Raw genomic sequence first — 26,106 nt, 5'->3', positions numbered from 1 at the left:
AATACCATGAGTATGAATTTTATTACAATATTCTATGACTGAAGATGAGCTTTTAGATATTCTAGCGCATTGTATAGCATAATCGCTGCTTCTTCCCGAGTAATATTGCGCTTAGGATTGAAGTTTTGTGCTCCGTCTAGTGAGTTGATCTTCCACAGCAGTGAACGCTGAATGCTGCCTTCATACATGGAGTTCATATCTCCGTTATCCGTTATTGGAGTCGGGGCTATTTTTACCATTGGCAAATTCCCTACTTTCTCAAGGCCCCCCATCAAGTAGTAAGTGAACTCTTCTTTGGTCATCGATTTGGAGGGATCCATATCTTTAGGGATATCTACCCCGTTATAGTGAGCATTAATGAATGCTTCTGCAAACCATGCCTTATCATTTACATTTGAGAATAGATCGCTGGCTCTTGGCGCTTTGTTGAAATCTATTGCAGCGAGACTTAACTGTAGACCACTAGCAATGAGTTGTACGCCTTGAGCGTTGCTTAATTTTGCTTGGGGTTGGAATTCAGTCGCAGTTACTCCCTTTACCAGATTACGGTCTTTAAGTGACATGATCTGGTCTTTAGCGACGCTTGAGCTAATATCCTTGAACTCTGAACCATTTGCAAAAATAGTGCTCCCCAAAGAGACAGAGAGAAGGCAAACGGCTGCCATTGCAGTAAGTGTTTGTTTAATTCGCATTGGATTCACCTCTATCCCATATTTAGCCACTAGGCTTATCTAATTAAACGAAAACTATCTGACTAATGTTGCAAGGGCAATGCGTATACATGAAATCATTTCTGCGCTCGTATACTTGGTACATGATTTACAATACGAGAGGACTGATATACATGTTTAAGTTGATTAATCAAAATATCGTTAAATTAGTAATTATGTCGCTTATGATATCACTCATCATGATTACTCCTAACACAGCAAAGGCAGCAACAACGGTCGTTCTGAGTCCAGCGGATGATTCCTACGTGCAACAGAGTAATGCTGCTTCTAACTATGGTGCTTCTACATCTCTTATTATTAAAAATGATCCTTCAAGCTCGCGCCACGCCTACATTAAATTTAATCTTTCGGGGATTTCGGGGGTTACGAGTGCTAAGTTAAGGTTATATGGGAGCGCTTCCTTTAATACAACACTTACAGCTTATGAAACGTCTGATAGCTGGACGCAATCCTCTATTACCTGGAACAATAAGCCTTCGCTTGGCAGCCCATCAGCGCATGTTTCTATGACAAATACAAGTACTTATTATGAGATAGATGTTACTTCTTACGTGAGCATGGAGGCTGTTGGAGATATGAACGTTTCCTTTGCACTGCAAGAGAGTGATGGGAAATACACAACTCTAAGCAGTAATGAGAACAGCTCGAATAAGCCACAACTTATCATTAGTAGTAGTGGTGTGGGTTCGGAAGGGGATAAGCAGGCCCCAACAATACCAACCAATTTGAATGGATCTGCTGCTTCTAGCAGTCTTATCGATCTGAGTTGGAATCCTTCATTAGACAATGTAGGTGTAACAAATTATGATGTGTATCGAAACGGCGTATTCGTTAAAAGTGTTCCAGGCACTTCTACGACGGATATCGGTTTAACAGCAACTACTGCTTATAGCTATTATGTTAAAGCAAGAGATGCTGCGGGTAATGTCTCATTACAAAGTAATTCGATTATGGTAACTACGAAAGCAAGTAACACACCACCGCCGCAAACAGGCTGTACGCAAGCACTGAATACAACCACGGCGATTCAAAATGCGATGAAAAATGCCATCCCCGGATCGATTATCTCCGTAGCTCCAGGTACGTATACGGGAGTTCAAACCACAAGCGGAGATCCCGGTGGCCAAGGCTTATTCTACTCAAATCAAAATGGAACTCTATCTAGTCCGATTATTCTGACAAGCTGCGATCCAGCAAATCCTGCCATCCTTAAGGGGAATAATGTCAACGATGGCTCCTACGGTATACATCTGACAGGAGACTATTGGCAAATCCGTTATGTTGAAGTAACGAATGCTCAAAAAGGAATTATGATTGATAATGGGAACAACAATCTAATTGATAACGTTAAAGTTCACAATATCGGGGATGAAGGTATACATTTTCGTGATGGAAGCTCCTATAATACGCTTCAATATTCTACGATATATGACACTGGTAAATATCAAGCTGGCTATGGAGAAGGGGCATACGTAGGGTCCGATTCAAGTTCAAACTACGAGCATGTAGTTAATGGTAACATGATCAGTCATACCTTATTTGATGGTGGAATTACAGCTGAACATATTGATATCAAAGAAGGGGCAAGTGGTACTATTGTAGAGTACTGCACGTTTAATGGTACGGGAATTAACGGAGAGAATAGCGCGGATAGCTTCATAGATGTTAAAGGAGTGAATACGATCATACGTTATAATCAGGGTTATCGGAATGGGAATGAGAAGATTGTAGATGCATTTCAAGTTCGAACACATGGAACTGCCTACGTGACGGGAACGAATAACTCGTTTGATCATAATACGGTGAACTTAGATAACTCAGCTGGGTATGTTGTCTTTTCAACAAGCGCAGCCACAGGAACAACAGCCCAGAATGATGTCCGCACTGGCGGTGGACGTCTGTATAGCAGTAATGTGAATTAGATAATTTGTGTATTATTTAGACAAATATAACTGTACGAAGATTGCCTTATATGTAAATAGACTGATGCTTGAATATAAGTTAGAGTTAGTATAATCTTTGAGTTACAGAATAAATATTATTGTTGCAGAAGGAGCCTACACTATATATGGCGATCAAGATTATCACTGACAGCGGTTCTGACCTGCCACAAGAGTACGTTGAGAAATTTGATATTTCCATTATTAAATTAGCTGTTCATTTCGAAAATGAGAAAGCCCATGAAGATATGGATACTGAGACCTTTTACGCTAAAATGAGAGAGTCCAAGGAATTACCGACGACTGCAAGTCCAAGTCCGATGCAGTTCTTAGAAAAGTTCAAGGAAGTAGAAGAAGGAACCGATATTTTGGTCATCAGTATGTCTTCTAATATTAGCAGTACGTATCAGACTGCGATGATTGCTAAAGAAATGTATGAAGACGAAGGCCACACGAATAAGATTGAGGTTATTGATTCCAAAACCTTTTCAGGTGGACTTTCATTAGTTGTAGCTATGGCTGCTAAATGGTCTGAGTCATGTTCATGCATTGTTGAACTTAAAGACAAAGTGAATCACTATATAAAGGGAGTTAGCGCCTTTTTCACACTGGATACGTTGGAGAACGTCATGAAGGGCGGACGACTAAGTCGTATATCAGGAACGGTTGCTTCGGTGATGAATATTAAGTTGCTTCTTAAAATTAGCGAAGAAGGAACCGTCGAAGTTATGGGGAAGACACGCGGCATTCAAAAGGCGATCACAAGTCTTTTGGCACGTCTCGAAGAGAAGCAGCATGATTATGAGAAGGCAGTCATTGCGATCGTCCACAGTAATTGTGAGAAGAGAGCTCTTGAGGTTAAGAATCGAATTCTTGAGAAACATCCATTTAAAGAAGTTTTATTCTCGAATATGGGACCATTATGGGAACTTATGCGGGCGAAGGTGGAATTGGATTGGCTTTTTAATCACGACTCCGATACCAGATATATCGAAGAAGAGAACCCGGGATAATCCCAGGTTCTCTTTTTTATGTCATGAAGAGGAAAATATAGTTTCTTTTATTTCATAAATAAGATATTCTGTATGTTAATTCTAAAGTGGGAATTATTAGGTGATATGGTATAAAAGAGATAGGAATACGTATGGAGAGGAAGTATCTAATATAGAATCGGAGGGGTATCTTAAATGATCGTTCGAAATAATGATAAAAAATTGGTGCATATGAACTATCAATTGTTTGTGCCCGATGAATATGAAGCCAACCAGAATATGGAATGGCCAATCATATTATTCCTTCACGGAAACAAGAAACGCGGAGATAACATACATTTACTAGACGATTATGGTCTTAACTGGACAGCTGAAAGAAAACAAGATTTTAAATTTATAGTCGTTACTCCGCAATGTCCTGAGTCATCATCTTGGCCATTTGAACGAGAAGCTGTTCTTACTCTATTAGATGAGATTATTTCTACATATAGAGTGGATCGTGAAAGAGTATATTTAGTTGGATTTAGTATGGGTGGAAATGGAGCTTGGGATCTCGCGGCTTTCGCACCCGAAAGATTTGCGGCAGTCGTTCCAATCTCTGGTTGGTTTGATACAGAAAAGGCTCTTCTCTTAAAAGATATACCTATTTGGGCATTTCATGGAGAAGATGATGATGTTGTTTCAATTCAGGGCTCCGAAGATATGGTTGCAGCATTAAAGGGGGTGGATGGTGATATTAAATTCACCTCATATCCAAATCTGAAACACTTTATAATGGATGAGACTTTTAGCAATCCAGATATCTATACTTGGATGTTGAGTCATAAAAGGCTATTCGTATAAACGAGAAGAATCAAAAGATGGAGGTGATCTTTTGAAACGCAATAACGAATCAAATGATCTAAATTTTGTTATACGATGGATGGAAACAAAAATTCTGACGGATACCGTAATGAATAGATTTATCATTTTGTTATCTGGTATAGCGATATCATTTGGAATCCATGAATCAAGATATTTTAATTCTCAAGGGTATTTAGTTAGTTTAGTTAGTTACCATAACTGGCTTATGGAATGGATTATGATTATTGTTATGGGTCTCTTTATTGGCATATTCACATATTTCATTAAGGGATTTATCATGTTTCTGGTTTTGAAAATATGTGGTGGAGATGTATCTTACAAATTAAGCAGAAGAATTTTACTATATTCTGGGTTACCCATATATATTGTGGCCATCTTTATAGAGAATATCAATATGCTTCTGTATGATATCTATTTTACAAATATAAAACTATCCATAACGTTAGAGTATTTGTGGTTAACTTTAATGATATGTTCATTCGTTCTATTCCTTTACTTATTATTCTATTTGTCTAGAAAACGATCCAATACGGGTTTGATTAGAAGTTTGATCTTCTTGATCATCATTCCATTTATTTTCAATGTGTTATACATATCTAAAGTGTTATACCTTGAAGAATGGACTAAGGTATACAAGGTGATACCTAGATTCTTTTAATGGTAAATGCAATAAATCGCATTATATGATCCAGGCTTAATCAAGTATTATGTATTCATAAGAAAAGAGGGTGGGAATGATATTGAATTATCGTCTAAGCCGAAGGACACTTCTCGGTTTCGTATTTATTATGATTGGAATACTGATGTTATTATTGAAATCAATGAGTCAGGAAAATGATCAGCGTCCTTTCTACATGAGTGGATATGGAGAGGTTTCTCCACAATTCCCTAATATGAATGCACCAGTAGAATTTAACTTAACATTAACGAACTCAAGTAACCATTCTTATAAAATAAAGGCGATCGAACCTATTTTCTCTAAAGAAGTAAAGGCTCTGTTGCACGATAAAAGTATTATGTTCTTGGAACAAAAAAGATTGAATAAAAATAGTGAGTTGGATTTTGTCGGTCAGTTCCAAATGGATACAAGTGATTATAGTGAGAAGGGGATTGAAAAGCTGCGACCGTTCATCAGCAATGTCAGGATTATATATGATAATGATAAAGAAATCATCCTCAATACATTGAACATATCGCGATGATAAGGGGGGATTCTGTGAGTAAAGGCGCATATTATTTGATTACGCTTAGTCTTGGACTGCTTTTGTTAGCAAATCATCATTTAGGATATTCAATTGGTGATAGCATCTTTAAGATGCTAGGGATACCTTCAAAGTTACAAAAGGGCAATACGGGCTTTCATATGCCTGTAATTATAGGTTGGATACTCATTATCACAGGTTTTATTGGAGCCAAAAATTATTATCGTCCCACATCCCCTCAAATTTTAAGTAGATTAGTTTTAGGTTGTATTGTCTTCTTACTCCTTTCTCCCTATGTATCGGAAGCTCATGTTCTTACTGAAATACAATGCAGCAGGTAGAAATTCAATGGATATTAGCAATAGCAGTTGTTACGTTAGAACAGAAGAGAATAAATTATTAGCTGATTGTTCATTTACCATCTATAACTATGGGGAATTGGATCAAATCATTATTAAACCGACTCTATCATATGAAATGCTGGGAAAAGAACAAATAGATTTTGGTGTAAATACACTTGCTTTGGAACCGCATAGAAAAATGAATATTAGAATTCCTTTCAAAGGAACACCGAAAGACGGAAGTTATTCTATGGGACCTGTCAAAGATGTGGAATATGACATTGAAGTCATTAAATGAAATATTAAATTTTTTTCTGGATTATAAACAAATTCACTTTAGAAATGAGGGCATTGATCATGGATAATATTATTAAATATTACAGTTCATTTGATGAGTGGGGAAGATTGGACCGAGAACCCATTGAATATATGATCAACCTTCATTTTATTAGAAAGTTTTTACCTGAACAAGGCCTAATTCTTGACAATGGTGCTGGACCTGGAAAATACGCAATCGAGCTCGCCAAGTCAGGTTATCACATCGTGTTAACTGATTTAACACCTAATCTAGTAGAGGTTGCAAAAGGTAAAGCTAAAGAATTAGAAGTGGAAGATCATTTTAAGGGGTTCCATGTAGCAGATGCCACTAATCTAAATATGTTAGAGGATGAGCAGTTTGATGGAGCATTAATGTTAGGGCCTTTATATCATTTGCAGTCAGAAGTGGAACGGATACAAGCACTTTCTGAATTACATAGAGTTACGAAAAAGGATGGAATCGTTTTTGTAGCTTTCATATCCAAAATACGTCATTTAACAACGTCTCTTCTATTCCCTGAATTGTGGAAACCTAATCATAACGTTGATGGTATTGAGAACTTTCTTGCTACCGGTCATTTCAATCATAGCGATGAGGGAAGATTTACTGGCGCGTACTACTTTGATATTGAAGATATTAAACCGTTTATGAAGGATCATGGTTTTGAGTGTATTAATGTTATAGCTTCCGGGAGCGTTGTAGGAGCTATGAAGCCTGAACAGTGGGATTACTGGCGAAGTAGAGGACAAGAGGAATATGATCATATCATGGAAATAGTGATGAAGGCTGCTGAGAACCCATATATTTTAGGCGCATCGTCTCATTTGTTGTTTATTGGAAGAAGGATTGAATTGGAACAGGGGAGTGAAGATTAGGAATGTTGAATCATAAAGATTATTCCAAATTAGATACAAATGAATTGAAAGAACATTATGAAGTCCTAAACGAAAAATATGATGGGTATCTAAGCCAGAATTTGAGTTTAGATATGTCTAGAGGAAAGCCTAGTGCTGAACAACTAGAACTTTCTAAGGAAATGCTCAATATTGTATCAACTCATGATGATTTACATGCAGAAGATGGATCAGATTGTCTTAACTATGGAGTTATTGATGGCATACCTGAAGCAAAGAGATTTTTTTCTAACATGCTTGGGGTGAGCACGAAGGAAATTATTATTGGTGGTAATTCAAGCCTTAATATGATGTTTGATGCTATATCCAGAGCAATGCTGCAGGGTGTGTATGGTGGAGCTGCTAATTGGGGGAAAGCCCCGATTAAGTTTATTTGTCCTACTCCTGGATATGACAGGCATTTTGCAATTTGTGAGTTCTTTAATATCGAGATGATCTTAGTTGATCTAACGCATGAGGGACCCGATATGGATACAGTTGAAGATCTTGTCCGTGCGGATGATTCTATCAAAGGGATTTGGTGTGTTCCTAAATATAGTAATCCAGAGGGCATCACGTATTCAGATCAGATCGTGGATAGACTTGCTAGTATGGATACGAAAGCAAAGGACTTTAGAATCTTTTGGGATGATGCCTATACAGTTCACCATTTAACGAATACCCCTGATCCATTGAAAAACATCCTCACAGCGTGTAAGGAAGCGGGCCATGCTGATCGCGTATTTATGTTCAGCTCCACATCGAAGATTACGTTCCCCGGAGCCGGAGTTGCAGTGTTAGCAGCTAGTGAAGATAACTTGAATTTCATCAGAAAACAGATTTCAATCCAGACGATTGGTCCCGATAAAATAAATCAGCTTCGACATGTTCGTTTTCTGCGGGATTTAGATCATTTGAAACTACATATGGAGAAGCATGCAGCAATCATAAAACCCAAATTTGACTTAGTATTAAATAAGTTTGAATCAGAGTTAGGTGGTAAAAACATTGCATTTTGGAATAAACCAAACGGCGGCTATTTTATCAGTCTTAATACATTAGATGGTTGTGCTCAAGCTGTAGTGAGTATGGCGGCAAAAGCTGGTGTCAAATTGACCAATGCAGGGGCAACGTTCCCATATGGACAGGATCCTAGGGATCGTAATATCCGAATTGCTCCTACTTATCCTTCTCTTACAGAGCTAGAGACAGCCATTGAAGTATTGTGTCTGTGTGTGCAGTTAGTCAGCATTAATAAGTTTCTAATTCAAGCTGTATAGTCGTTTCTACTCAATGGATAGGAAGACCAATATGAAAATGATTTTTCACTAAAGGCTAGCTCATAATAGTAGAATGAAACAGCTGTTTATAGAGGGAAGGTATCGAACATGTTCCCTAAAGGAACTGAATTGTACGAAATTCCGAATGTGCATATTGCAGACGCTATTGCCATTAAGTCGCCTGATGGACACTTTGTTAGAGCTAATTTTAGTTCGAAATATTCTGGTGCCAATAATCGTTCGCCAGCAGAAGAACCTACGAGTAATTTATCAGAAAGCGCAAATGATGAAAGGCTGCCATGGCTGTTAATTTCAATAACAGCCACCTTTATTTTAATTGTGGGAAGGTACTTGTTGCTGAGAATAAAACACAAATGACCGTAGTTAGTTATTACGGATCAGCTCAATTAGATTTATTGCTGCAGTAGATAGCGGTTCATTTTTCCGGGTACAAATAGCAATTATGTTACGCAAGTCTACTCCTTCTACATATACCCGAGATAAATCTCCTCGCGCTACGTATTCACGTACCACTAATGAAGAAACGAAATTTGCTCCATAGCCTGCAATAACTGCCGTAATCGCCTCATGTAATCCATTGAACTGCAAGGCGATTTTTGGGGCGGGTGCATTATAAGTTCGGCATAGGGCAAATAACCGTTCTCTTGTGGAGCTTCCTTCCTCTCGCATAACAAAAGGTTCTCTCATCATTTCATTAAGAGAAACATGTTGATTCGCATACCGATGACCCGGTGCTACGACGAACCATAATTCGTCTTGAAATAACTCCTCGGTTTGAATCGTATCGGGATATTCTTCTGGGAGACCCCCATAAATCGCCATATCAACGTCCATATTTAAAAGCTGATTCAGCTCCGCTAGAATTCGTTGTCGTGATGGTCATTTCGACATGTTCATATTGTTGTTTGAACTTAGCAAGCCAGGCCGGGATCAGAAAATGAGCAGGCAGATAAGTTGCTGCCATACGTATGTGACCAAAGGAGCCTTGGCCATAATCCAGGGCGAATTGCTCAATCTGCTGCTCGACCGCGAACAGCCTTTTTGCAAGTGTAGCTACCTTTACGCCTGCATCGGTTAGGGTAATTCCTCTTCCTTGGGGCATAAGCAGCGATAGAGATAATTCTTTTTCAAATTTCTTAATTTGTGCAGTAATAGCTGGTTGGCTAATATTTAATAGCTCAGATGCGCGTGTAACGCTTCCAGTTGACGCGATTACATAGAAGAGGCGTAGCGCGTGCAGATTCATAGAAAACACTCCTTTGACTCATACTTATATATTTAATATATGATTTGGAACTAAATATATATTATTCGTATCATTATAAACGAACTACAATAAAAGCAGAAGTTAAATAGGATCAAAGGAGTGATTGAAATGAAACAAACGTGGGAGAACGTAGATGAGTATATAACGGATCGTCTTTGCTCAAATGAGCAGATAATGGATGAGGTGCTGGTTGCTAACAGGAAGGCAGATTTACCCGAAATTGATGTTTCTCCGAACCAGGGTAAATTTCTACAACTGCTAGTTCAAATGAAAGGGGCAAAGCGGATACTAGAAATTGGAACTTTGGGCGCATATAGTACGATATGGATGGCAAGAGGTCTACCATCAGATGGTCGGATCATCACGCTTGAGCTTGATGGCTATCATGCGCAAGTAGCTCAGTCCAATATTGCTCATGCTGGTTTAGAGCATATGATTGAGGTGCGACGCGGGGACGCATTGGACCATCTAGCCAAAATGGAAGCGGAGCAGGAAGGAGCATTTGATCTGATTTTCATAGACGCAGATAAGCCAAATAACCCTAAGTATCTGACTTGGGCGCTGTATTTCTCCCATCCTGGAACCGTAATTATTGGCGATAATGTGGTGCGTGATGGTGAAATCGTCAATAAACATAGTACAGATCCACGGATACAAGGAGTAAGAACGTTCTATGACATACTTGCCGATAACCCCAGGATTACATCCACTGCGATACAGACGGTTGGCAGCAAAGGATATGACGGATTTATGATCGGTATTGTACAAGAATAAGTATAAAAGAGCCATAGAAACTGATTCTAAGGCTCTTTTACATTTGATTAGGACAGTTACTTGAACTTGAAATCGTTCCTCTTATTTAAAAAGTAAATTATTGCTTCTAAGCAACTCTTCATTTCGTTCGATAAGATCCTTGCGCTGAATTGCATTGTCTAATGAACGGTAAGGATCGGCAGGAGTGTTGAAGGTATAATTGACCAGTCGATCTATCGTTGTCGTTGCGACATGAATACGAGTATCGCTAGAAGCGTAATAAATTAAAACTTCTTGATGTTCATTCACTACTGCACCATTACAAAAGATCACATTCGAAACATCGCCAACTCGTTCATCATCGTACGGTGCTACGAAATGTCCACCTGGTTTGGCAATAACTTTCGTTGGATCTTCGAGACTCGTGGCGAAAGTATACAGAACGTAACGTAGACCAGCAGCAGTGTTTCTAACTCCGTGAGCAATATGAATCCAGCCCTTATCGGTCTTAATTGGGGCAGGCCCTTGACCGTTCTTGACTTCATAAATGGTATGGTATCTTCGTTCGTCTATGATTTCCTCATACTCAATCACTGGGTTTAAGATATCATCACATAGTCCGAAGGCAATTCCACCGCCAGAACCAGTAGAGATAAAACCATCTTGAGGACGAGTATAGAATGCATATTTGCCATTCACAAATTCGGGATGCAATACAACGTTACGCTGCTGCGGAGAATGGGTTTGGATATTCGGCAGACGTTCCCAGTTCTTCAGATCTTGTGTTCTAACAAGTCCTGCCTGAGCAACTGCACTGGAAGTATCGAAGAGAGCAGCTTCAGGATCTTTTCTCTCTGAGCAATAAATTCCATAGATCCATCCATCTTCATGCTGAACAAGCCGCATATCGTACATATTTGTTTCTTCCTGATCGATATCATCCCAAGTCAGCGGAGTGCTGATAAAGCGGAATTGATCAATACCATTATCACTTTCAGCTAAGGCAAAGATGGATTTGCGATCAAGTCCTTCCGTACGGATCACAAGATAATATTTATCATTAAAGTAGATTGCACCAGGATTGAGTGTTGCATTAATGCCTAATCTCTCCATGAAATAAGGATTCGAATCCGCATCTAGATCAAATCTCCAATGAATAGGAACATGATGCCGCGTTATGACCGGATACTTATAGCGATTGTAAACACCGTTGTAAAAAGTGGTGTTTATTTCATTTTTACGAGTAATTAATTTCTCCTGCTCCGCTAGAACCTCGGTGTACTTATTATGTATCATATGAATTCATCCTCTCCTTGATTTCCAAACAAAAGCGGCTGTGAAAAACTTAAAATATGTACGATCTTCATAACTAATCTCATAGGTAAGGATATGTATCTATAATAAATTAGTTATAATTTAAGTAAATGATTAATTTATAAAGTAATTCTAATGTTCTAGCATAGAATGTGTCAACCTATTAATATAGTTAAATAACAACTATTATCTAAATAAATGCGCTAAAATAATTAAAATAGTACCTAATTCTTTATTAAATTAATTAAATATAAGTTAATTATAATTAAATTTAACTTTGATAAAAACTAATAACACAGTGGATTATATTTTTAAAATTATAAAACAAAAAGCAGCTACTGATTTAGACCAGTAGCTGCTTTTTGTGAAAATCATAGAATATCATCTTTGTTAGGATGCAGCGTAAGTACTGAATCTCTGTAGATAATTTGACCCTGCACTAAAACTCTCCCGAAACGCTTACCAGGATGATTGATTTTCTCCATAATGGAATTAACAGATATCGTAGCCATTTGCACCATGTTTACTTCAACTGTAGTTAGTTGCGGAGAAGACAAAGTTGCATAAAAATCATTATCGAATCCGACAATAGAACAGTCCTGAGGTATGTTATAACCCTTAGCTTTTAGCTTATCCGACAGTTTATAGGCCACTCGGTCACAGTTACATACAAATGCAGAGGGGAGTGGACTTGGTAACTCGATATCTATATCCCGTCCTCGTTCATCGCGGTCATTAATAATCAGTTCCTGTTTCATCGGAATGTTATGTTCGAGCAATGATTTATAATAACCCAAGAAACGGTCTTGAATACTGCTAGTGGAATGAATATTTCCTATATAAGCAATATTCGTATGTCCGTTTTGAATTAAATAGTTAGTAATTTCATATGATCCATAGAAATTATCGGTAATCACCGAATCGATATCGGCATGCTCATCATAGAAATCAGTGAATATTTTAGGTAATTGCATGGTTTCAATCAGTTCAATATATTTCTTGCTAACTTGACCTAAGACAATAATACCATCTACTTTTTTTTCATTGTAGATTCTGGGAAGATACAGTTGTTCCTCATCATCATGATTCAGAATGTTGAGAATACCATAATAACCGTAGGTATCAAGAATGCGAGAAATATGCTGATAAATTCGTAGATAGAAGGATTGTGATATTTCCGTAAATCGTTCTGGTATGATGACGCCAATATTGTAAGATAAGCCTTCTTTCATTGATCTAGCTGGTGTATTGTAGCGGTAATTCATTTCTGTAGCTAATCTTTTAATTCTGGATTTCAACTCTTCACTTACGCCATCTTTGTCTCCAAGAGCTTTTGAAACAGTGACGATACTTACACCTAATTGGTTAGCAATATCCCTCATCGTTACATTGTTTTTCATCCGAACCCCACCTAATTCATTCCGGCTTGATGACCTGAAATTATCGTTTCTATAGTATACAAGTTAACCTCTATATAATAAAGGTAATAAAATATACTTTATGCCATAGTAAATCACCTCCTTGCAGGTTTTTCCTTATAAAGAAAGGCTCAATATTTGAGGCATTGTTAGTCTAAATGGGTAAACTATTTTTATACATATGATGTAGATAACATTTCAAAAAAAATTTGAGGAGTCGTGAATGAATGATCCGATTTGATAACGTGTCCAAAAAGTATCCCGACGGTACAAGCGCCGTACGCTCTCTAGACTTGGAAATCAAGGATGGAGAATTTTTCGTTATTATTGGACCCAGTGGTTGCGGGAAAACAACTACACTGAAAATGATCAATCGTTTAATTGATCTTTCAGATGGAACGGTTTGGATTAACGATAAGAAAATAAGCGAATATGACATCCACGAGTTACGCTGGAATCTAGGTTATGTACTACAGCAAATAGCTCTATTTCCCCATATGACGATTGGTGAGAATATCGCTATCGTTCCTGAATTACGTAAATGGAATCGGGAGAAGATTGCAAAACGTGTAGATGAGCTGCTGGATATGGTTGGTTTAGAACCAGAAAAATATCGAGATCGTAAACCTGGTGAATTATCAGGTGGTCAGCAACAGCGAGTAGGGGTAATACGGGCACTTGCTGCTGATCCGGGGATTATTTTGATGGATGAACCTTTTAGCGCTCTGGATCCTTTTAGTAGGGATAAATTGCAGGATGATGTACTCGATTTACAGCAGAGAATAAAGAAAACGATTGTTTTCGTAACCCATGATATTCATGAAGCGATGAAGCTTGGGGATCGAATCTGTGTCATGAAGGACGGACAAATTGTACAAGTAGGAACTCCAAGCGAAATTCTAAATAACCCAGTTAATGATTTTGTAAAAGATTTTGTGGGTGTTCAAAAGGATAAGCTTGATCAGAATCTTGATATAGATGAAATTATTAGTCCGCTTCGTGAAGAGGATATGAACTTGAAACTTATAAGTGCTGTTCCTGCATCGGCTTCTTTACAAGAAGTATTAAACTTATTATGTGATAAAGATCAGTTACCTGTTGAAAGAAATGGTGAGTTGGTTGGTACGATAAGTAGACAAAATGTAATACAGCATATGGCAGAACGTATGCAAGAAAGAGGTCAAAGAAATGGATAACTTAATAGAAGTATTTAAAGCAAGGCAAGGGCAACTGGTACTGCCTTACTGGAGCATATTCAAATATCCATTATAGCGCTCTTTTTTGCTGTATTAATATCTATACCCCTAGGTATTTATCTGACACGTAAGCCCAAAATTGCTGAGGTTATGATTGGAATTACAGCGGTTTTGCAGACGATCCCATCCTTAGCCTTACTAGGATTACTCATTCCCTTATTCGGAATCGGAAGGATTCCTGCCATTATTGCACTCGTAGTATATGCGTTGCTACCTATCTCCGAAATACATATACGGGTATTAAAGAAGTTAATCCTTCATTAATTGAAGCTTCGAAAGCAATGGGTATGAACAGCCGTAAAAGGCTAATGAAAGTTGAACTACCGCTTGCAATGCCGATTATTATGGCGGGTATTCGCACCGCAACGGTCTTGATTATTGGGACGGCCACGATGGCTGCGCTCATTGGAGCAGGTGGTCTTGGTGACATTATCTTGCTGGGAATTGACCGAAACGATACCTCGCTCATTATATTAGGTGCGATTCCAGCTGCGTTGCTGGCTATTCTATTTGATTTTATCTTAAGAAAATTAGAACATGTCTCTTATAAAAAAATGCTGATTTCAGCTAGTGTATTTGCTTTAGCCATTGTATTGATTGTGGCCATCCCGTTTGCATGAGAGGCGAAAAGAAAGATATTGTAATCGGTGGCAAATTAGGTTCGGAGCCTGAAATTCTGATACAAATGTATAAGCAACTTATAGAGAAAGACACAGATCTGCATGTTGAACTGAAATCCGGGCTTGGCGGAACATCTTTTGTATATAATGCATTAAAATCAGGTAGTATTGACATTTATCCAGAGTTCTCGGGTACTGCTATTGTTGAATTTCTCAAACAGAAGCCTGTAAGTACGGATAGCCGAGAAGTATATGAACAAGCAAGAAAAGGAATGTTAGAGAAACTAGATATGGAACTGCTTGCACCCATGCAGTATAACAACACCTATGCTTTAGCAATTCCTCAAAAATTGGCTGAGCAATATCAACTTAAGAATATTTCGGACTTAGCAAAAGTAAAGGATAAGATCAAAGCTGGTTTTACAAGAGAATTTACAGATCGGCAAGAGGATGGTTATCCTGGAATGAGCAAACGTTATAACATGCAATTCTCAAGCATCACGACTATGGAACCCAAACTGAGATATAACGCAGTGAAGGCTGGAGACATCAACTTAGTAGATGCTTATTCAACGGATAGTGAGTTGAAACAATACCAATTAACGGTATTAAATGACGATCAACATTTTTTCCCACCGTACCAAGGAGCTCCGTTGATGCGGAAGGAAACCGTTGAGAAATATCCTGAAATCAAGAAATCACTTGATAAACTAGAAGGTAAAATTACCGATGATGAAATGCGTGAAATGAATTTTAAAGTGGGCGTGGAAGGTGTTAATGCTGAAGAAGTTGCGCGGGAATTCTTAACTAAAGCTGGTTTGTTATAAGTTATCGTCATCAAGATCAGTAGCTATTCATATAGTCTACTTAGCTCATTTTTGAGTATTCGCCCCATTCCTAGCAATGAAGAGGGTGGTATGTCGAAATATTGATCTTCCTGCGATTACCCGAGAAATAAATTCATCCACCTCGTAAGCGCATCTAAGAAATAAGCACTTTATTTAGTTCTAACACTGCTGCATGTGAAAAAGGAACTGTCAGAGGACAGTTCCTTTTTTATTCATCTTGATTACTTGCGTCTAATCTTCAATCTCATTTTCTTCATCCGTTTTATTAAACCATAAAGGTTCATCATTTTCGACTTCACCATTATAATTAATAAAAATTTCTTCGCCAGCTTTAATATCCTTGAAAGCAAAAAAATCAACAGTATGATTATCGAAATTCAGTTCATAATCAGCATTAGGATCATAGGAGTGGTTAAACAACATGCCATACCCTAAGAGCATTGCTGTATGGTTAGCACCATATTCGAACATATAGTCAGCCAGTAATGTTTTTTCAATATGAACATGTTCTTCATTTGGATAAGGGATAACGGGTGCTTCATGGAAGAGGGTACCTTTTGCAATATCCTCTTTCGCAAACACACCTCTATTAAATTCACCATCGCTAATTGTTGAAGTCTTTATTTCAATCATGTTTAACACCTACTCATTCTTTTGTCTATGGAGCCGTCTTACTTACTTAAGAATAAAAGACTACGAAGTGATTGTCTAGGGCAATTAAATACAGCGATTTATGGATCTACTTTATGATTGGCAACGACAATTCTGTTTATTCCTCAAAACGCTTGATCATTTATAAATATAAAATTAAAATATAACTATTTACTTACAACCTGAATAAAGATAAAGATTGTTAGCGTTTGTGATTAAATAGATGTAGTGCAAAAAAAGGGAGGTTTACTATGAAACTATTAGTTATAGGTGCAAATGGAACGATCGGAAGTCATGTGGTTAATGAGATGAAGGATGAATATGAGATTATTCATGCAAGCAGATCGGCATCAGACATACAAGTAGATATCACCTCCCTGCAGAGTATTAAAGACATGTATAATAAAGTTGGTAAAATAGATGCCGTTGTTAGTGCAACAGGAGCTACGCATTTCGCGAATTTAACAGAAATGACTCCTGAATTAAATGACATTGGGTTACGCAGTAAACTCGCAGGTCAAATTAATTTAGTATTACTTGGACTCGATTATATTAACGATCTAGGCAGCATCACTCTCACCACGGGTATTCTAATGGATGATCCCATTGTCGGAGGTGCATCATCTGCAATGGCCAACGGCGGGATTAAAGCTTTTGTGAAATCAGCTGCACTTGAAATGCCTAGAGGTATTCGAATTAATAGTGTTAGTCCAAATTTACTCGAAGATTCTCAAGAAAAATACAAAGACTTTTTCATGGGTTTTGTCCCTGTGCCTGGGAAACGAGTAGGTATGGCTTACAGAAAAAGTATTCAAGGAGCCCAAACGGGTCAGAGTTACGAAGTTTATTGATTTATCGAATAATGTGTCTAAGTCGCCTCTCTATTTACAGGGAGGTTTCTTTACATGCAAGCTTTATTAATGTTATGAACTAATTCTAACTAAATCAACCTAATCTTCCGATAATAATAGATTAAGGGTATGGGGTTTAGGATAAAAGACATAGGATAAAAGACATAGGATAAAAGACATAAGAACTAAAGGACTGGGGTTATGAATTTTACTGGTTTATATTCGAAGAAGAGAATAGTATTTTTTATTGTTGTTTCATGTATAGTTCTAAGCTCTCTTATGAGCGTCAAATTGTTTATTTCGTATTATTCAATCGGCAAATCAGCGCAGACTGCACTTGCCAAACAGTATATGGAAATTGCTAAAGATATTGCAGATGGGTTAGATAAAGGTGTTTACCAGAAGTTTATTATATCGAAGCAGGATGATGAGAATCGCAAACAAACGAGACAATATCTTGACCAATATTACGATCGAATCAAGGCTTTATATGTATATATTCTAATGCTCGATAGTACGGATATATCTAAAGTTATGGTCGCATCCTATCCACAAGGCACACTGGATTTGACAATAGGTACGCCTTGTACAGTTCCTGCTGAGAAAGTAAAACGAGCTAAAAAGGGAGAAAGTTATTTTACTGAAACGATAAAAGATCATTCTACGGGCGCATATTTATCTGTCGGCGTACCATTCTACAATGAAGCCGGGAAGATTCTTGGTGTTGTTGGAATTGATATAGATGCTAAGAATGTAAAACAAGTACGTGATGAAGTTCTTAAAAAGAATATTTTCATCTTTGTCATTGATATTGTATTTACGATTGCTTTGTTAACTGTGGCGTTCATTTTAAACCGATGGTATAAGCTTCGTTTACAACAGGATTTGAAAGAATCAGAAAAAATGTATACATCAGAGCTGGGCAGAGTAATTGATGCCATTAAATCAAGCAGACATGATATGCTGAATCATCTTCAGGTGCTAAGTGGATTAATGGATATGCAGTTGCATAATAAAGCAAGAGATTATTTAAACCAGCTGACAATTGAATCTAAAATTGTGAATATGTCATTACGGATCAGGAATCCGATTCTGATGGTTTTATTCCAGAGCAAGTGGGAATTTGCCCAATCTAAAAGTATACAAATGTACTTCGACACTGATCAAAATGAGTATAGTAGAGTAGAGTCTATGGATTTGGCGAGAATTTTCTCTAATCTTCTAGATAACGCGATTGAAGCAACAGAAGATTACATGGGAGAACAGCCTAAACAAATTCGTGTCATATGTAAAACCATTGGAGATAAATATGTATTTGCAGTGGAGAACACGGCTCAACTTTCAGTTAAAGAACAGAAGAACTTATTTCAGAACGGATATACAACAAAAGAAAATAGTGATGAATTAAGAGGTAACGGTCTTATGATTATTAAAAGAACGGTTGAGCTATATAAAGGCAAAATTCACTTTCAATATGAAGAAGACAACGTTGTTATCCGGATTACAATCTAACTATATATGTTTGAATCCATCACGCCAAGACGGAAACATCGGTTGCCACTTATAGTCTTCTCGTGCCAGTCTATTCGAAGCACCTCGTTCACAAGCATTACGGCCTTCTTGAAGATCAGGCATTGGTGCACCAATGGCAGAAGCATATAGTGGGAGCCACACGACTCCTGGTGCTGGTTCATCATCGACAATATTAACAGGACCTGTAGGCCAATGAATCGCCTGAACGGTAGCCTGTGCTGCGTCATGGATATGAATGAATGAACTGATTCCGTCCGTGGCTGGAATTTCCTTGTTCATTACTTTTACAGCATTCCTTCCATTTCTCTCATACCAAGTTGCTGGTCCATAGAAAGCTCCATAGCGAAGAATAATGTGGTTAGGTATCTCAGCCACTGCTTCTTCTAAGGCTACAATACCATCAATAGTCGTTTTTCTGGGTAACGCAGCATGAATATCTAAAGAGACTTGTTCATTGGCAGGTTTATCTCCGGGCTCATATGCCCAGGAGATACTTTGTGCAATCATTTTTTTCACATTGACCGATTTAGAAGCCTCAACTAGGTTGCGTGTACCGACCATTCGTATTTCTGCATTATCTTCTAAATTGTAAGAGCCCAATGATGTCAGCTGATGAATGACCATATCAGGACGAGCAAGTTCAAGCACCGTTTGGACGGACGATTGATTAAGAGCATCCGCAACCGCTGGGACCGCACCTAAATCTGATATTAATTTCATATTGGATTTATGATGTGTCATGCCTACTACTTCATGACCTTCTTGTACTAGTTTAGGAATGAGTAAACGTCCAAGTACTCCAGTTGCACCTGCAATAAAAATTTTCATTAGGTTGTCTCCTTTAAGAAAATAATTATGTAGTTTTACATTCATAATAGGGTTATGTTGTAGTAAATAGGTAAATTTGCATAAGGGGGATGAAATGAACAAACCAATTATATTACACAATTCAGAAGAATATGAAGATCCTAATCAATATGATGTAGAGAATGATCGATATGTGGATGATATTCCTTTTCTAAGCAAATGGGCTTTACAAGCAAGTGGGTGTATTATTGATTTAGGATGTGGGACAGGTAGAGTAACCATTCCCTTAGCAACAGAAGGCTATCATATGATAGGTGTAGATATACATAGGGGAATGTTAGACCAAGCTGTAAAAAAGTCTATGGATCGAAATGTAGCTGTTGAATGGATCCAGCAAGATTGCTCCGAACTACAGTTAAATGTTACAAGTTCATTCATTTTTATGGTAGGAAATAGTTTTCAACATTTTCTTACGAATGAAGCTCAAAATAAATTATTACAATCTGTAAATAGACACTTGGAACATCAAGGAATATTTATTTTTAATACACGATTTCCTAGTATGGAGGAATTATTTCAACCGTCTTCTGAGGAATTCTGGAAAAGTTACGTTAACGGTTCTGATGGAGAAACTGTGGATATTTCAACGATCTGTAGCTATAATTCTCTAAACAACTTCAACACTACATTACCATAAGAAAATCTATAAATAAAGATGGCCAAGTCGTGAATGAAAAGCCAACGAACATTAGCTTAAGATACGTTTTCCCCAAAGAAATGGAACGTATGTTGAGTGAAAATGGATTTGAAATTTTGGATATTTTTGAAGACTGGAACGAAACACCCATTGCGAATAATAGCTATGGCATGGTTTATGTATGTCGGAAAATGAATGAAGATTCTTGACTAATCCCAGAATATTGAGTAAAGTATTGGAAATTATAAATAATGAATAGCTTTGACCAAGGCCAAAGAGTTCGATCATCGTTGTACAGAGAAGAAACCCATGGGCTGAAAGGTTTCTCATAGCGAGTGAACTATATCCTACCTTGTGAGCTGTAACGGCATATTACTTTACCGTTACCGGTATATACCGTTATCTGAATGAGGGCCGTAATGAATTTGCGGTCAAAATAGGGTGGTATCACGACACATTCGTCCCGGACGAATGTGTCTTTTTGTTTATTTTCAAGAAAATAGAGGGAGGTTTCATCATATGCGTCAAAACAAATTATTACTGACAACACTACGTGAGTCACCTGGTGATGCTGAAGCCATGAGTCATCAGTTGATGCTTAGAGCGGGGTTTATCCGTCAATTGGCAGCGGGCGTATATACTTATCTGCCTCTTGGAAGACGCGTGCTTAGGAAAGTTGAACAAATTGTGCGGGAAGAAATGGATCTTGCCCATGCCCAGGAGATCTTGATGCCAACGCTACAACCTACCGAGCTGTGGAAGGAATCCGGCAGATATGATGTGTACGGGCCAGAATTAATGCGTTTATATGATCGCCATGATCGGGAGTTTGCACTCGGACCAACGCATGAAGAAGTGATTACGACATTAGTACACAATGAGATTAATTCCTATCGAAAGTTACCTATAACTTTATATCAAATACAAACCAAATTTCGAGATGAACGACGTCCACGTTATGGGCTACTCCGCGGGAGAGAATTTCTCATGAAAGATGCTTATTCATTTGATGTCGATTGGAATGGACTCGATCAATCCTATTGGTCGATGTTTAAGGCATATCAACGTATATTTGCCCGCTGCGGAATAAACTTTCGCGCAGTCGAAGCGGACGCAGGTGCCATTGGTGGTGAAGGTGAAACACATGAATTCATGGCTCTTGCTGACATTGGTGAAGATACCATTGCTGCTTGTACAAGCTGCGACTATGCCGCTAATTTGGAAAAAGCCGAGGTAGGAATTAGAAGTGAAAAGAACGAGGAGAATATCAAATTAGACCAAATAGCGAAATTGTATACTCCAAACATCCGGACAATTGATGAACTTGTCGAGTCGTTACAGATTTTGCCCTCTGAAATTATGAAGACGGTCATGTTCATAGTGGACAATCAAGTCGTTGCTGTTGTGGTTAGGGGCGACCATGAGATTAATGAAATTAAAGTTCTAAACTACCTTGGTGCGAAGAATATAACAATTGCTAACTCGGAAGCATTAGAAGGAATTTCAAGTATAGCTGTTGGATTTATTGGACCTTACGGTTTAGACTTGCCTGTATTAGTTGATCATTCAGTAGTTCAAATGAATAGTGGAATAGCTGGAGCTAATGAATTCGATTACCACTACCAAAATCTCAATCCGCAGCGTGATATAAATTTAGAACATGTAGGAGATTTTCGTAATGTAACGGAGCAGGATTCCTGTCCTCGCTGTAGTGAAGGAATCATTAATTTGCATAGCGGTATTGAAATTGGGCATGTCTTCAAATTAGGAACGAAATATAGTGACAAGCTAGGTGCAAAGTTCCTCGATTCATCTGGAATAGCGCAGACGATGATTATGGGTTGTTATGGGATTGGAGTTTCACGCGTGCTTTCTGCTATTGTTGAGCAGAACCATGATGAGAATGGTATACATTGGCCACTATCTTTGGCACCATTTCATGTTCATCTCCTACCCATCTCTGTGAAAGATGATCTGCAAATCCAAGTTGCAAATGAATTATATGAACGTCTTATTAGTCATGGTATTGAAGTACTAATGGATGACCGTGATGAACGTGCAGGTGTGAAATTTAAAGACTCGGATCTCATTGGAATACCTTACAGAATTATCATTGGTAAGGATGCAGGGGAAGGGAATATAGAATTTGTTAACAGAAGAAGTCAGGCAAAAGAGATGATGCATATCCAAGATGTTGTGGAGCATGTCAGTGTTCTTTTGAAAAACAGTCATTAAATAAATGTTATTGACCGCCTCCAATCAGAAGGGATTTCCAAATGTCATGTCATACGGTTTGAAGATTATGAAATAGGAAATCTCTTCTGGGCAAAGAGCGGCTCGGAATATAAATGCGAACGCTCAAGCACTCATATTCGTTTCTTCACGACACTGACATTTAAGCATATAACATTGAGAAGTGAAGTTCATGTCCCTGTTGTTTTAAATAGTTATAGAGCTGTGAACGGTGATGGAACGTGTGCGTAACCACTTCAATTAGCCACTTAACTTGAACCATTCCGTGATCTGCGTAAAAAGCTTTAGTCGATTTATTCAAGAAATCATCTTCACTAAGTGAAACCATATATGTACGAAGTTTATCAAAATTCGATTCGAAACGTTGAGCCAATTCTTCGGGATGAGTGATAGAGCTAGCATCATTCTCTACGAGTTCAATCTCAGGTTGAGGTTGCTCCTGCATAATTGCTAAATCACTTGCAGGTATGGATACAAGATGATGCACTAATTGCAATAACGTACGCATATTGTCTTGAGGTTGATATTCCCATTCTTCTGGTTTGATGCTTCGTATCAGATTACAACTTGTCCGTACAGACAATTCCAATTCTTCCAATAGATGATTACGAATTTGCATGACACCGTTAACTGTTTCCATATCATACTCACCAACCATTCTTATTATTTTGAAGCTGATTTCATCATATCATATGTTTAGCAAAGGGAAGAGGGCGAAATCAATAATCTAATATGATATGTCCAGTTCCAAGATGCATTTCTATGAAACCTGCCATTTGGCGTGCTTGGAAACGAATGGGAATGTTTCTGCCTATCATAATCATATTCTGCACGTCTGTAAATCGGTCTCCTGGTAAGATGAAAGATAGGGTATAGGTATATACTTGTCTAAGCGTAGAATGGATAGCGTTGATAAGCGAATCATTCTCACCTCTTCCCATTAGATTGATGATAATAGAGCCTTGAGGGGTAAGCTTGTCGGCAGTTATTTTGAAAAATTCTTGGGAGATCAGATGTTGCGGAGTTCCTTTTGAGTTAAAGGCATCCAAAATAATATAATCATAAGTATCAGAATCCTCACCCTCTAGAATGTGACGGCCATCTCCGATCATTACATTATCCATGCTGTATCCAAAATATCGTCTACTTAAATCAACTACGTTGTGATCGACCTCAGCTATTTTAAAACGTTTCTCTGGAAAATGACTCGCTATTGTCCCAATTCCATGCCCAATAACAAATACATTTTCGAAAGAGGCGTCGTTACACTCCATCAGGTGAATCATGACTCTTGGATATTCAAAAACAATTCGATCAGGCTCATTGAGATCTAATGCACCCTGCAAAGCTGCATTTGAAAACTGCATCACACGAAAGTTACCTTTTTCTCCGTATAACTCGGAAATCTCAGAAACGGTGATTTCATGGTTATTACTAATTACTTTATATTCGGGTGGCAATATCATCGTCTCCTTAATTACATAGCTTATGACATTATATCATTAGGTAACCTATAAGCGATGAATGAGGCTGTACCCATACAAAGACACCTTCAAATTGTGCGAGTAATTTCACAACACTCACATGTTCAATTTAAAGGTGTCTTTATTTGACCCATGCTAGGAGGCCAGTAACGTTGCAATTATCTCAGCTTGCGACTTTATTTACATCGTCTATCCATTGAGCGCGTGACCACAGTCGCCGCAAAAACGATCTATTGGTGATACTGCGTGGCCGCATTGAGAGCAGTGAGCCGTTTTTTGAAATGAGGAGGCATCGGCTACAGGTTGGACGACGACCTTTTGGAACTGCTGTCCGCAGAAAGGACAATAGGTCGCGTCGGCAGGTAACATTTTACCGCATCCGCATTCTTTGAGGTTCTGTAGATTCTGAATTTTGCGCTGTAGATCCTCAATTTCTTTTTCAATATCGAGGATATTCTTCCGATGTTTCTGGATTTCCTCCTCAGGCAGAGGGGTACCTGGAATGGACATGGATACATGTACTAGACGGCCAATTTCTGTAAAGCTCTTTTCTATATCTTTCTCCTTAGAAGAAACTTGGAACTTTAAAGTCGTTGACTCAACCGTTTGATGCGCTTTTTTACCAGCGTCTGACACACCCTGTTTAAGCTTATCGAAAAAATTAGACATGACTTGGCTTCTCCTCCTTGATGCGGTATTTCTTCATCTTGATGGTTACTCATGTGGCCATATTCCGCTATGCGGACTTATATTATTGTATGATTATATTGATGTATTATAACTAATGGAAGACTGGAGCAACATATGGATGACTAATTACTCACATACAATAATTTGTCTAGAGAATGCTCTTTTCTTCGCGACACCACGGTCTTTAATGATGAATCCGGCCTCGACAATCATGTCGTCAATCGTTTCAATAGTAATGATGACAACTCTCTTTGCAAAACGGCGAGTATGCTGAAGTAGGGAGAGCTGCTCTTCCGGCGTCGTTGATGAGAATAAATTGTACGGCATGTCTATAATCGCTACATCATATGTCGCATGCACATCACCGATATCTCCTAAAACTAACTCCGTATCGTAACCGAAATGGGCTGTATTAGCGCGTGCACCTTGTATGATATGAGGATTGATGTCACGCCCTACCATGTTGATGTCCATGGAAAGGGCCTCAATAACTACAGTTCCAATTCCACAACAAGGGTCTATGGCGGAGATGCCTTCTGGTTTCGGTATTGCAATATTTACGGCCGCTCTAGCAAGTCGTGTACCTAGTGCTATGGAATAGTTACGTGGTTTCTTCATATGGTGTAACCAAATGGCCTCGTTCTTTAGATATTTTCCAAAATACCAACGCCCACCAAGGGGGATGATACCAAATGTTAGGTCAGGATGATTCACATCCGCTTCACCATCAATATGTAATCCAAGATCCCGCTCAATGCTGCGTCGGTCATCATATTCTATTTTATCAGAAGGATTTAAATCGTTAATTTTGTTGAAAATAACTTTGAACGTCGCACCATTTAATTGAATAGCCTCTACTTGCTCGAGGATTTGGGATAAATAATTACCTTCGTACATAACTTCTATTCGTTCTTTGATAAATGGGCTTCGGCTAGGAAGAACCTCTATCGAGCTTTTTAATATATTCGTTGTCGTGTCTACTCCAAAGAAAGAACGCATCTCTAAATGACACAGGGAGCTTTCATCGCCATTATATGCAAAGGTGTATATATACTCCGTTAAAGGGCTGTTTGTATTCAAT

The 26,106-nt window shown here is 38.2% G+C and carries 23 protein-coding genes and 3 pseudogenes; 16 read left to right on the top strand and 10 right to left on the bottom strand.

Annotation, left to right across the window (positions count from 1 at the left end; translation table 11 throughout):
- Nucleotides 1-32 precede the first annotated feature (32 nt).
- Nucleotides 33-692 carry an S-layer homology domain-containing protein gene (locus tag JCM16418_RS07540; RefSeq protein WP_036647307.1) on the bottom strand — a complete coding sequence of 220 codons (660 nt, stop codon included), beginning with the start codon at nucleotides 690-692 and terminating at the stop codon, nucleotides 33-35.
- A 152-nt stretch (nucleotides 693-844) separates the two neighbouring features.
- Here JCM16418_RS07540 and JCM16418_RS07535 point away from each other — a divergent pair, with 152 nt between their 5' ends.
- The 9 genes from JCM16418_RS07535 (at nucleotide 845) to JCM16418_RS07490 (ending at nucleotide 8,940) form a co-directional block, all read left to right on the top strand.
- On the top strand, nucleotides 845-2,653 hold the full coding sequence (locus JCM16418_RS07535; RefSeq protein WP_052020116.1) for a CBM96 family carbohydrate-binding protein: 1,809 nt from the start codon (nucleotides 845-847) through the stop codon (nucleotides 2,651-2,653).
- A 146-nt stretch (nucleotides 2,654-2,799) separates the two neighbouring features.
- On the top strand, nucleotides 2,800-3,684 hold the full coding sequence (locus JCM16418_RS07530; protein ID WP_242403745.1) for a DegV family protein: 885 nt from the start codon (nucleotides 2,800-2,802) through the stop codon (nucleotides 3,682-3,684).
- 174 nt (nucleotides 3,685-3,858) lie between these two features.
- A complete protein-coding gene (locus JCM16418_RS07525; RefSeq protein ID WP_036647305.1) occupies nucleotides 3,859-4,506 on the top strand; it encodes a carboxylesterase family protein in 648 nt (215 codons plus the stop codon).
- 809 nt (nucleotides 4,507-5,315) lie between these two features.
- Nucleotides 5,316-5,729 (top strand): hypothetical protein, encoded by a 414-nt coding sequence (locus JCM16418_RS07515; protein ID WP_148298761.1) that lies wholly within the window; start codon nucleotides 5,316-5,318, stop codon nucleotides 5,727-5,729.
- Nucleotides 5,730-5,743: 14 nt separating this feature from the next.
- A complete protein-coding gene (locus JCM16418_RS07510) occupies nucleotides 5,744-6,070 on the top strand; it encodes a hypothetical protein (protein WP_036647298.1) in 327 nt (108 codons plus the stop codon).
- A gap of 7 nt (nucleotides 6,071-6,077) precedes the next feature.
- A complete protein-coding gene (locus JCM16418_RS07505; RefSeq protein WP_036647296.1) occupies nucleotides 6,078-6,368 on the top strand; it encodes a hypothetical protein in 291 nt (96 codons plus the stop codon).
- A 59-nt stretch (nucleotides 6,369-6,427) separates the two neighbouring features.
- Nucleotides 6,428-7,264 (top strand): class I SAM-dependent methyltransferase, encoded by an 837-nt coding sequence (locus JCM16418_RS07500; RefSeq protein WP_036647294.1) that lies wholly within the window; start codon nucleotides 6,428-6,430, stop codon nucleotides 7,262-7,264.
- A 2-nt stretch (nucleotides 7,265-7,266) separates the two neighbouring features.
- Nucleotides 7,267-8,562, top strand: coding sequence for an aspartate aminotransferase type Ic (locus JCM16418_RS07495; protein ID WP_036647292.1), 1,296 nt, complete (start codon nucleotides 7,267-7,269; stop codon nucleotides 8,560-8,562).
- A 108-nt stretch (nucleotides 8,563-8,670) separates the two neighbouring features.
- Nucleotides 8,671-8,940: a hypothetical protein gene (locus tag JCM16418_RS07490; RefSeq protein ID WP_036647290.1), complete on the top strand. Its 270-nt coding sequence runs from the start codon at nucleotides 8,671-8,673 to the stop codon at nucleotides 8,938-8,940.
- Between the two features lie 6 nt (nucleotides 8,941-8,946).
- Here JCM16418_RS07490 and JCM16418_RS07485 read toward each other — a convergent pair.
- Nucleotides 8,947-9,829, bottom strand: a pseudogene (locus tag JCM16418_RS07485) (LysR substrate-binding domain-containing protein).
- 123 nt (nucleotides 9,830-9,952) lie between these two features.
- On the opposite strand from JCM16418_RS07485, the gene JCM16418_RS07480 reads away from it, so the two are divergent.
- On the top strand, nucleotides 9,953-10,624 hold the full coding sequence (locus JCM16418_RS07480) for an O-methyltransferase (protein WP_373280700.1): 672 nt from the start codon (nucleotides 9,953-9,955) through the stop codon (nucleotides 10,622-10,624).
- 81 nt (nucleotides 10,625-10,705) lie between these two features.
- Here the strand turns inward: JCM16418_RS07480 and JCM16418_RS07475 are convergent, their stop codons facing one another.
- Together JCM16418_RS07475 and JCM16418_RS07470 are read right to left on the bottom strand one after the other, a co-directional pair.
- A complete protein-coding gene (locus JCM16418_RS07475; RefSeq protein ID WP_036647286.1) occupies nucleotides 10,706-11,899 on the bottom strand; it encodes a glycoside hydrolase family 130 protein in 1,194 nt (397 codons plus the stop codon).
- Nucleotides 11,900-12,288: 389 nt separating this feature from the next.
- Nucleotides 12,289-13,317 (bottom strand): substrate-binding domain-containing protein, encoded by a 1,029-nt coding sequence (locus JCM16418_RS07470; RefSeq protein ID WP_052020115.1) that lies wholly within the window; start codon nucleotides 13,315-13,317, stop codon nucleotides 12,289-12,291.
- Nucleotides 13,318-13,562: 245 nt separating this feature from the next.
- Between JCM16418_RS07470 and JCM16418_RS07465 the strand changes: the two genes are divergently transcribed.
- Both JCM16418_RS07465 and JCM16418_RS07460 read left to right on the top strand, forming a co-directional pair.
- Nucleotides 13,563-14,531, top strand: coding sequence for an ABC transporter ATP-binding protein (locus JCM16418_RS07465; RefSeq protein ID WP_036647284.1), 969 nt, complete (start codon nucleotides 13,563-13,565; stop codon nucleotides 14,529-14,531).
- 48 nt (nucleotides 14,532-14,579) lie between these two features.
- Nucleotides 14,580-16,038: pseudogene (locus tag JCM16418_RS07460) on the top strand (ABC transporter permease/substrate-binding protein).
- Between the two features lie 252 nt (nucleotides 16,039-16,290).
- On the opposite strand, the gene JCM16418_RS07455 reads toward JCM16418_RS07460, so the two are convergent.
- Nucleotides 16,291-16,692 carry an SET domain-containing protein gene (locus tag JCM16418_RS07455; protein WP_036647282.1) on the bottom strand — a complete coding sequence of 134 codons (402 nt, stop codon included), beginning with the start codon at nucleotides 16,690-16,692 and terminating at the stop codon, nucleotides 16,291-16,293.
- A 269-nt stretch (nucleotides 16,693-16,961) separates the two neighbouring features.
- Here JCM16418_RS07455 and JCM16418_RS07450 point away from each other — a divergent pair, with 269 nt between their 5' ends.
- The gene (locus tag JCM16418_RS07450; RefSeq protein WP_036647280.1) at nucleotides 16,962-17,561 is read left to right on the top strand and encodes a short chain dehydrogenase; all 600 of its coding nucleotides are present in this window, start codon (nucleotides 16,962-16,964) and stop codon (nucleotides 17,559-17,561) included.
- 279 nt (nucleotides 17,562-17,840) lie between these two features.
- Nucleotides 17,841-19,073, top strand: coding sequence for a GHKL domain-containing protein (locus tag JCM16418_RS07445; RefSeq protein WP_242403744.1), 1,233 nt, complete (start codon nucleotides 17,841-17,843; stop codon nucleotides 19,071-19,073).
- On the opposite strand, the gene JCM16418_RS07440 is transcribed toward JCM16418_RS07445, so the two are convergent.
- A complete protein-coding gene (locus JCM16418_RS07440) occupies nucleotides 19,074-19,922 on the bottom strand; it encodes an NAD-dependent epimerase/dehydratase family protein (protein ID WP_036647276.1) in 849 nt (282 codons plus the stop codon). It lies immediately after the preceding gene.
- A 94-nt stretch (nucleotides 19,923-20,016) separates the two neighbouring features.
- On the opposite strand from JCM16418_RS07440, the pseudogene JCM16418_RS07435 reads away from it, so the two are divergent.
- Together JCM16418_RS07435 and JCM16418_RS07430 are read left to right on the top strand one after the other, a co-directional pair.
- A pseudogene (locus JCM16418_RS07435) lies at nucleotides 20,017-20,807 on the top strand (class I SAM-dependent methyltransferase).
- Between the two features lie 310 nt (nucleotides 20,808-21,117).
- Nucleotides 21,118-22,833 (top strand): proline--tRNA ligase, encoded by a 1,716-nt coding sequence (locus JCM16418_RS07430; RefSeq protein WP_036647273.1) that lies wholly within the window; start codon nucleotides 21,118-21,120, stop codon nucleotides 22,831-22,833.
- A gap of 160 nt (nucleotides 22,834-22,993) precedes the next feature.
- On the opposite strand, the gene JCM16418_RS07425 is transcribed toward JCM16418_RS07430, so the two are convergent.
- The 4 genes from JCM16418_RS07425 to JCM16418_RS07410 all read right to left on the bottom strand — a co-directional run bounded on the left by JCM16418_RS07425 (nucleotide 22,994) and on the right by JCM16418_RS07410 (nucleotide 26,105).
- A complete protein-coding gene (locus JCM16418_RS07425; protein WP_036647272.1) occupies nucleotides 22,994-23,491 on the bottom strand; it encodes a DinB family protein in 498 nt (165 codons plus the stop codon).
- 79 nt (nucleotides 23,492-23,570) lie between these two features.
- On the bottom strand, nucleotides 23,571-24,317 hold the full coding sequence (locus JCM16418_RS07420) for a spermidine synthase (RefSeq protein ID WP_052020114.1): 747 nt from the start codon (nucleotides 24,315-24,317) through the stop codon (nucleotides 23,571-23,573).
- 207 nt (nucleotides 24,318-24,524) lie between these two features.
- A complete protein-coding gene (locus JCM16418_RS07415; RefSeq protein ID WP_052020113.1) occupies nucleotides 24,525-25,004 on the bottom strand; it encodes a zinc ribbon domain-containing protein in 480 nt (159 codons plus the stop codon).
- A gap of 147 nt (nucleotides 25,005-25,151) precedes the next feature.
- Nucleotides 25,152-26,105 carry a TRM11 family SAM-dependent methyltransferase gene (locus JCM16418_RS07410; RefSeq protein ID WP_036647267.1) on the bottom strand — a complete coding sequence of 318 codons (954 nt, stop codon included), beginning with the start codon at nucleotides 26,103-26,105 and terminating at the stop codon, nucleotides 25,152-25,154.
- Nucleotide 26,106: the final 1 nt, after the last annotated feature.

This window comes from Paenibacillus pini JCM 16418, assembly GCF_000576305.1.
Classification (GTDB): Bacteria; Bacillota; Bacilli; order Paenibacillales; family Paenibacillaceae; genus Paenibacillus_AQ; species Paenibacillus_AQ pini.
Note: the sequence above shows the minus strand (reverse complement) of the source record. Positions and strands in the feature narration are given on the sequence as shown.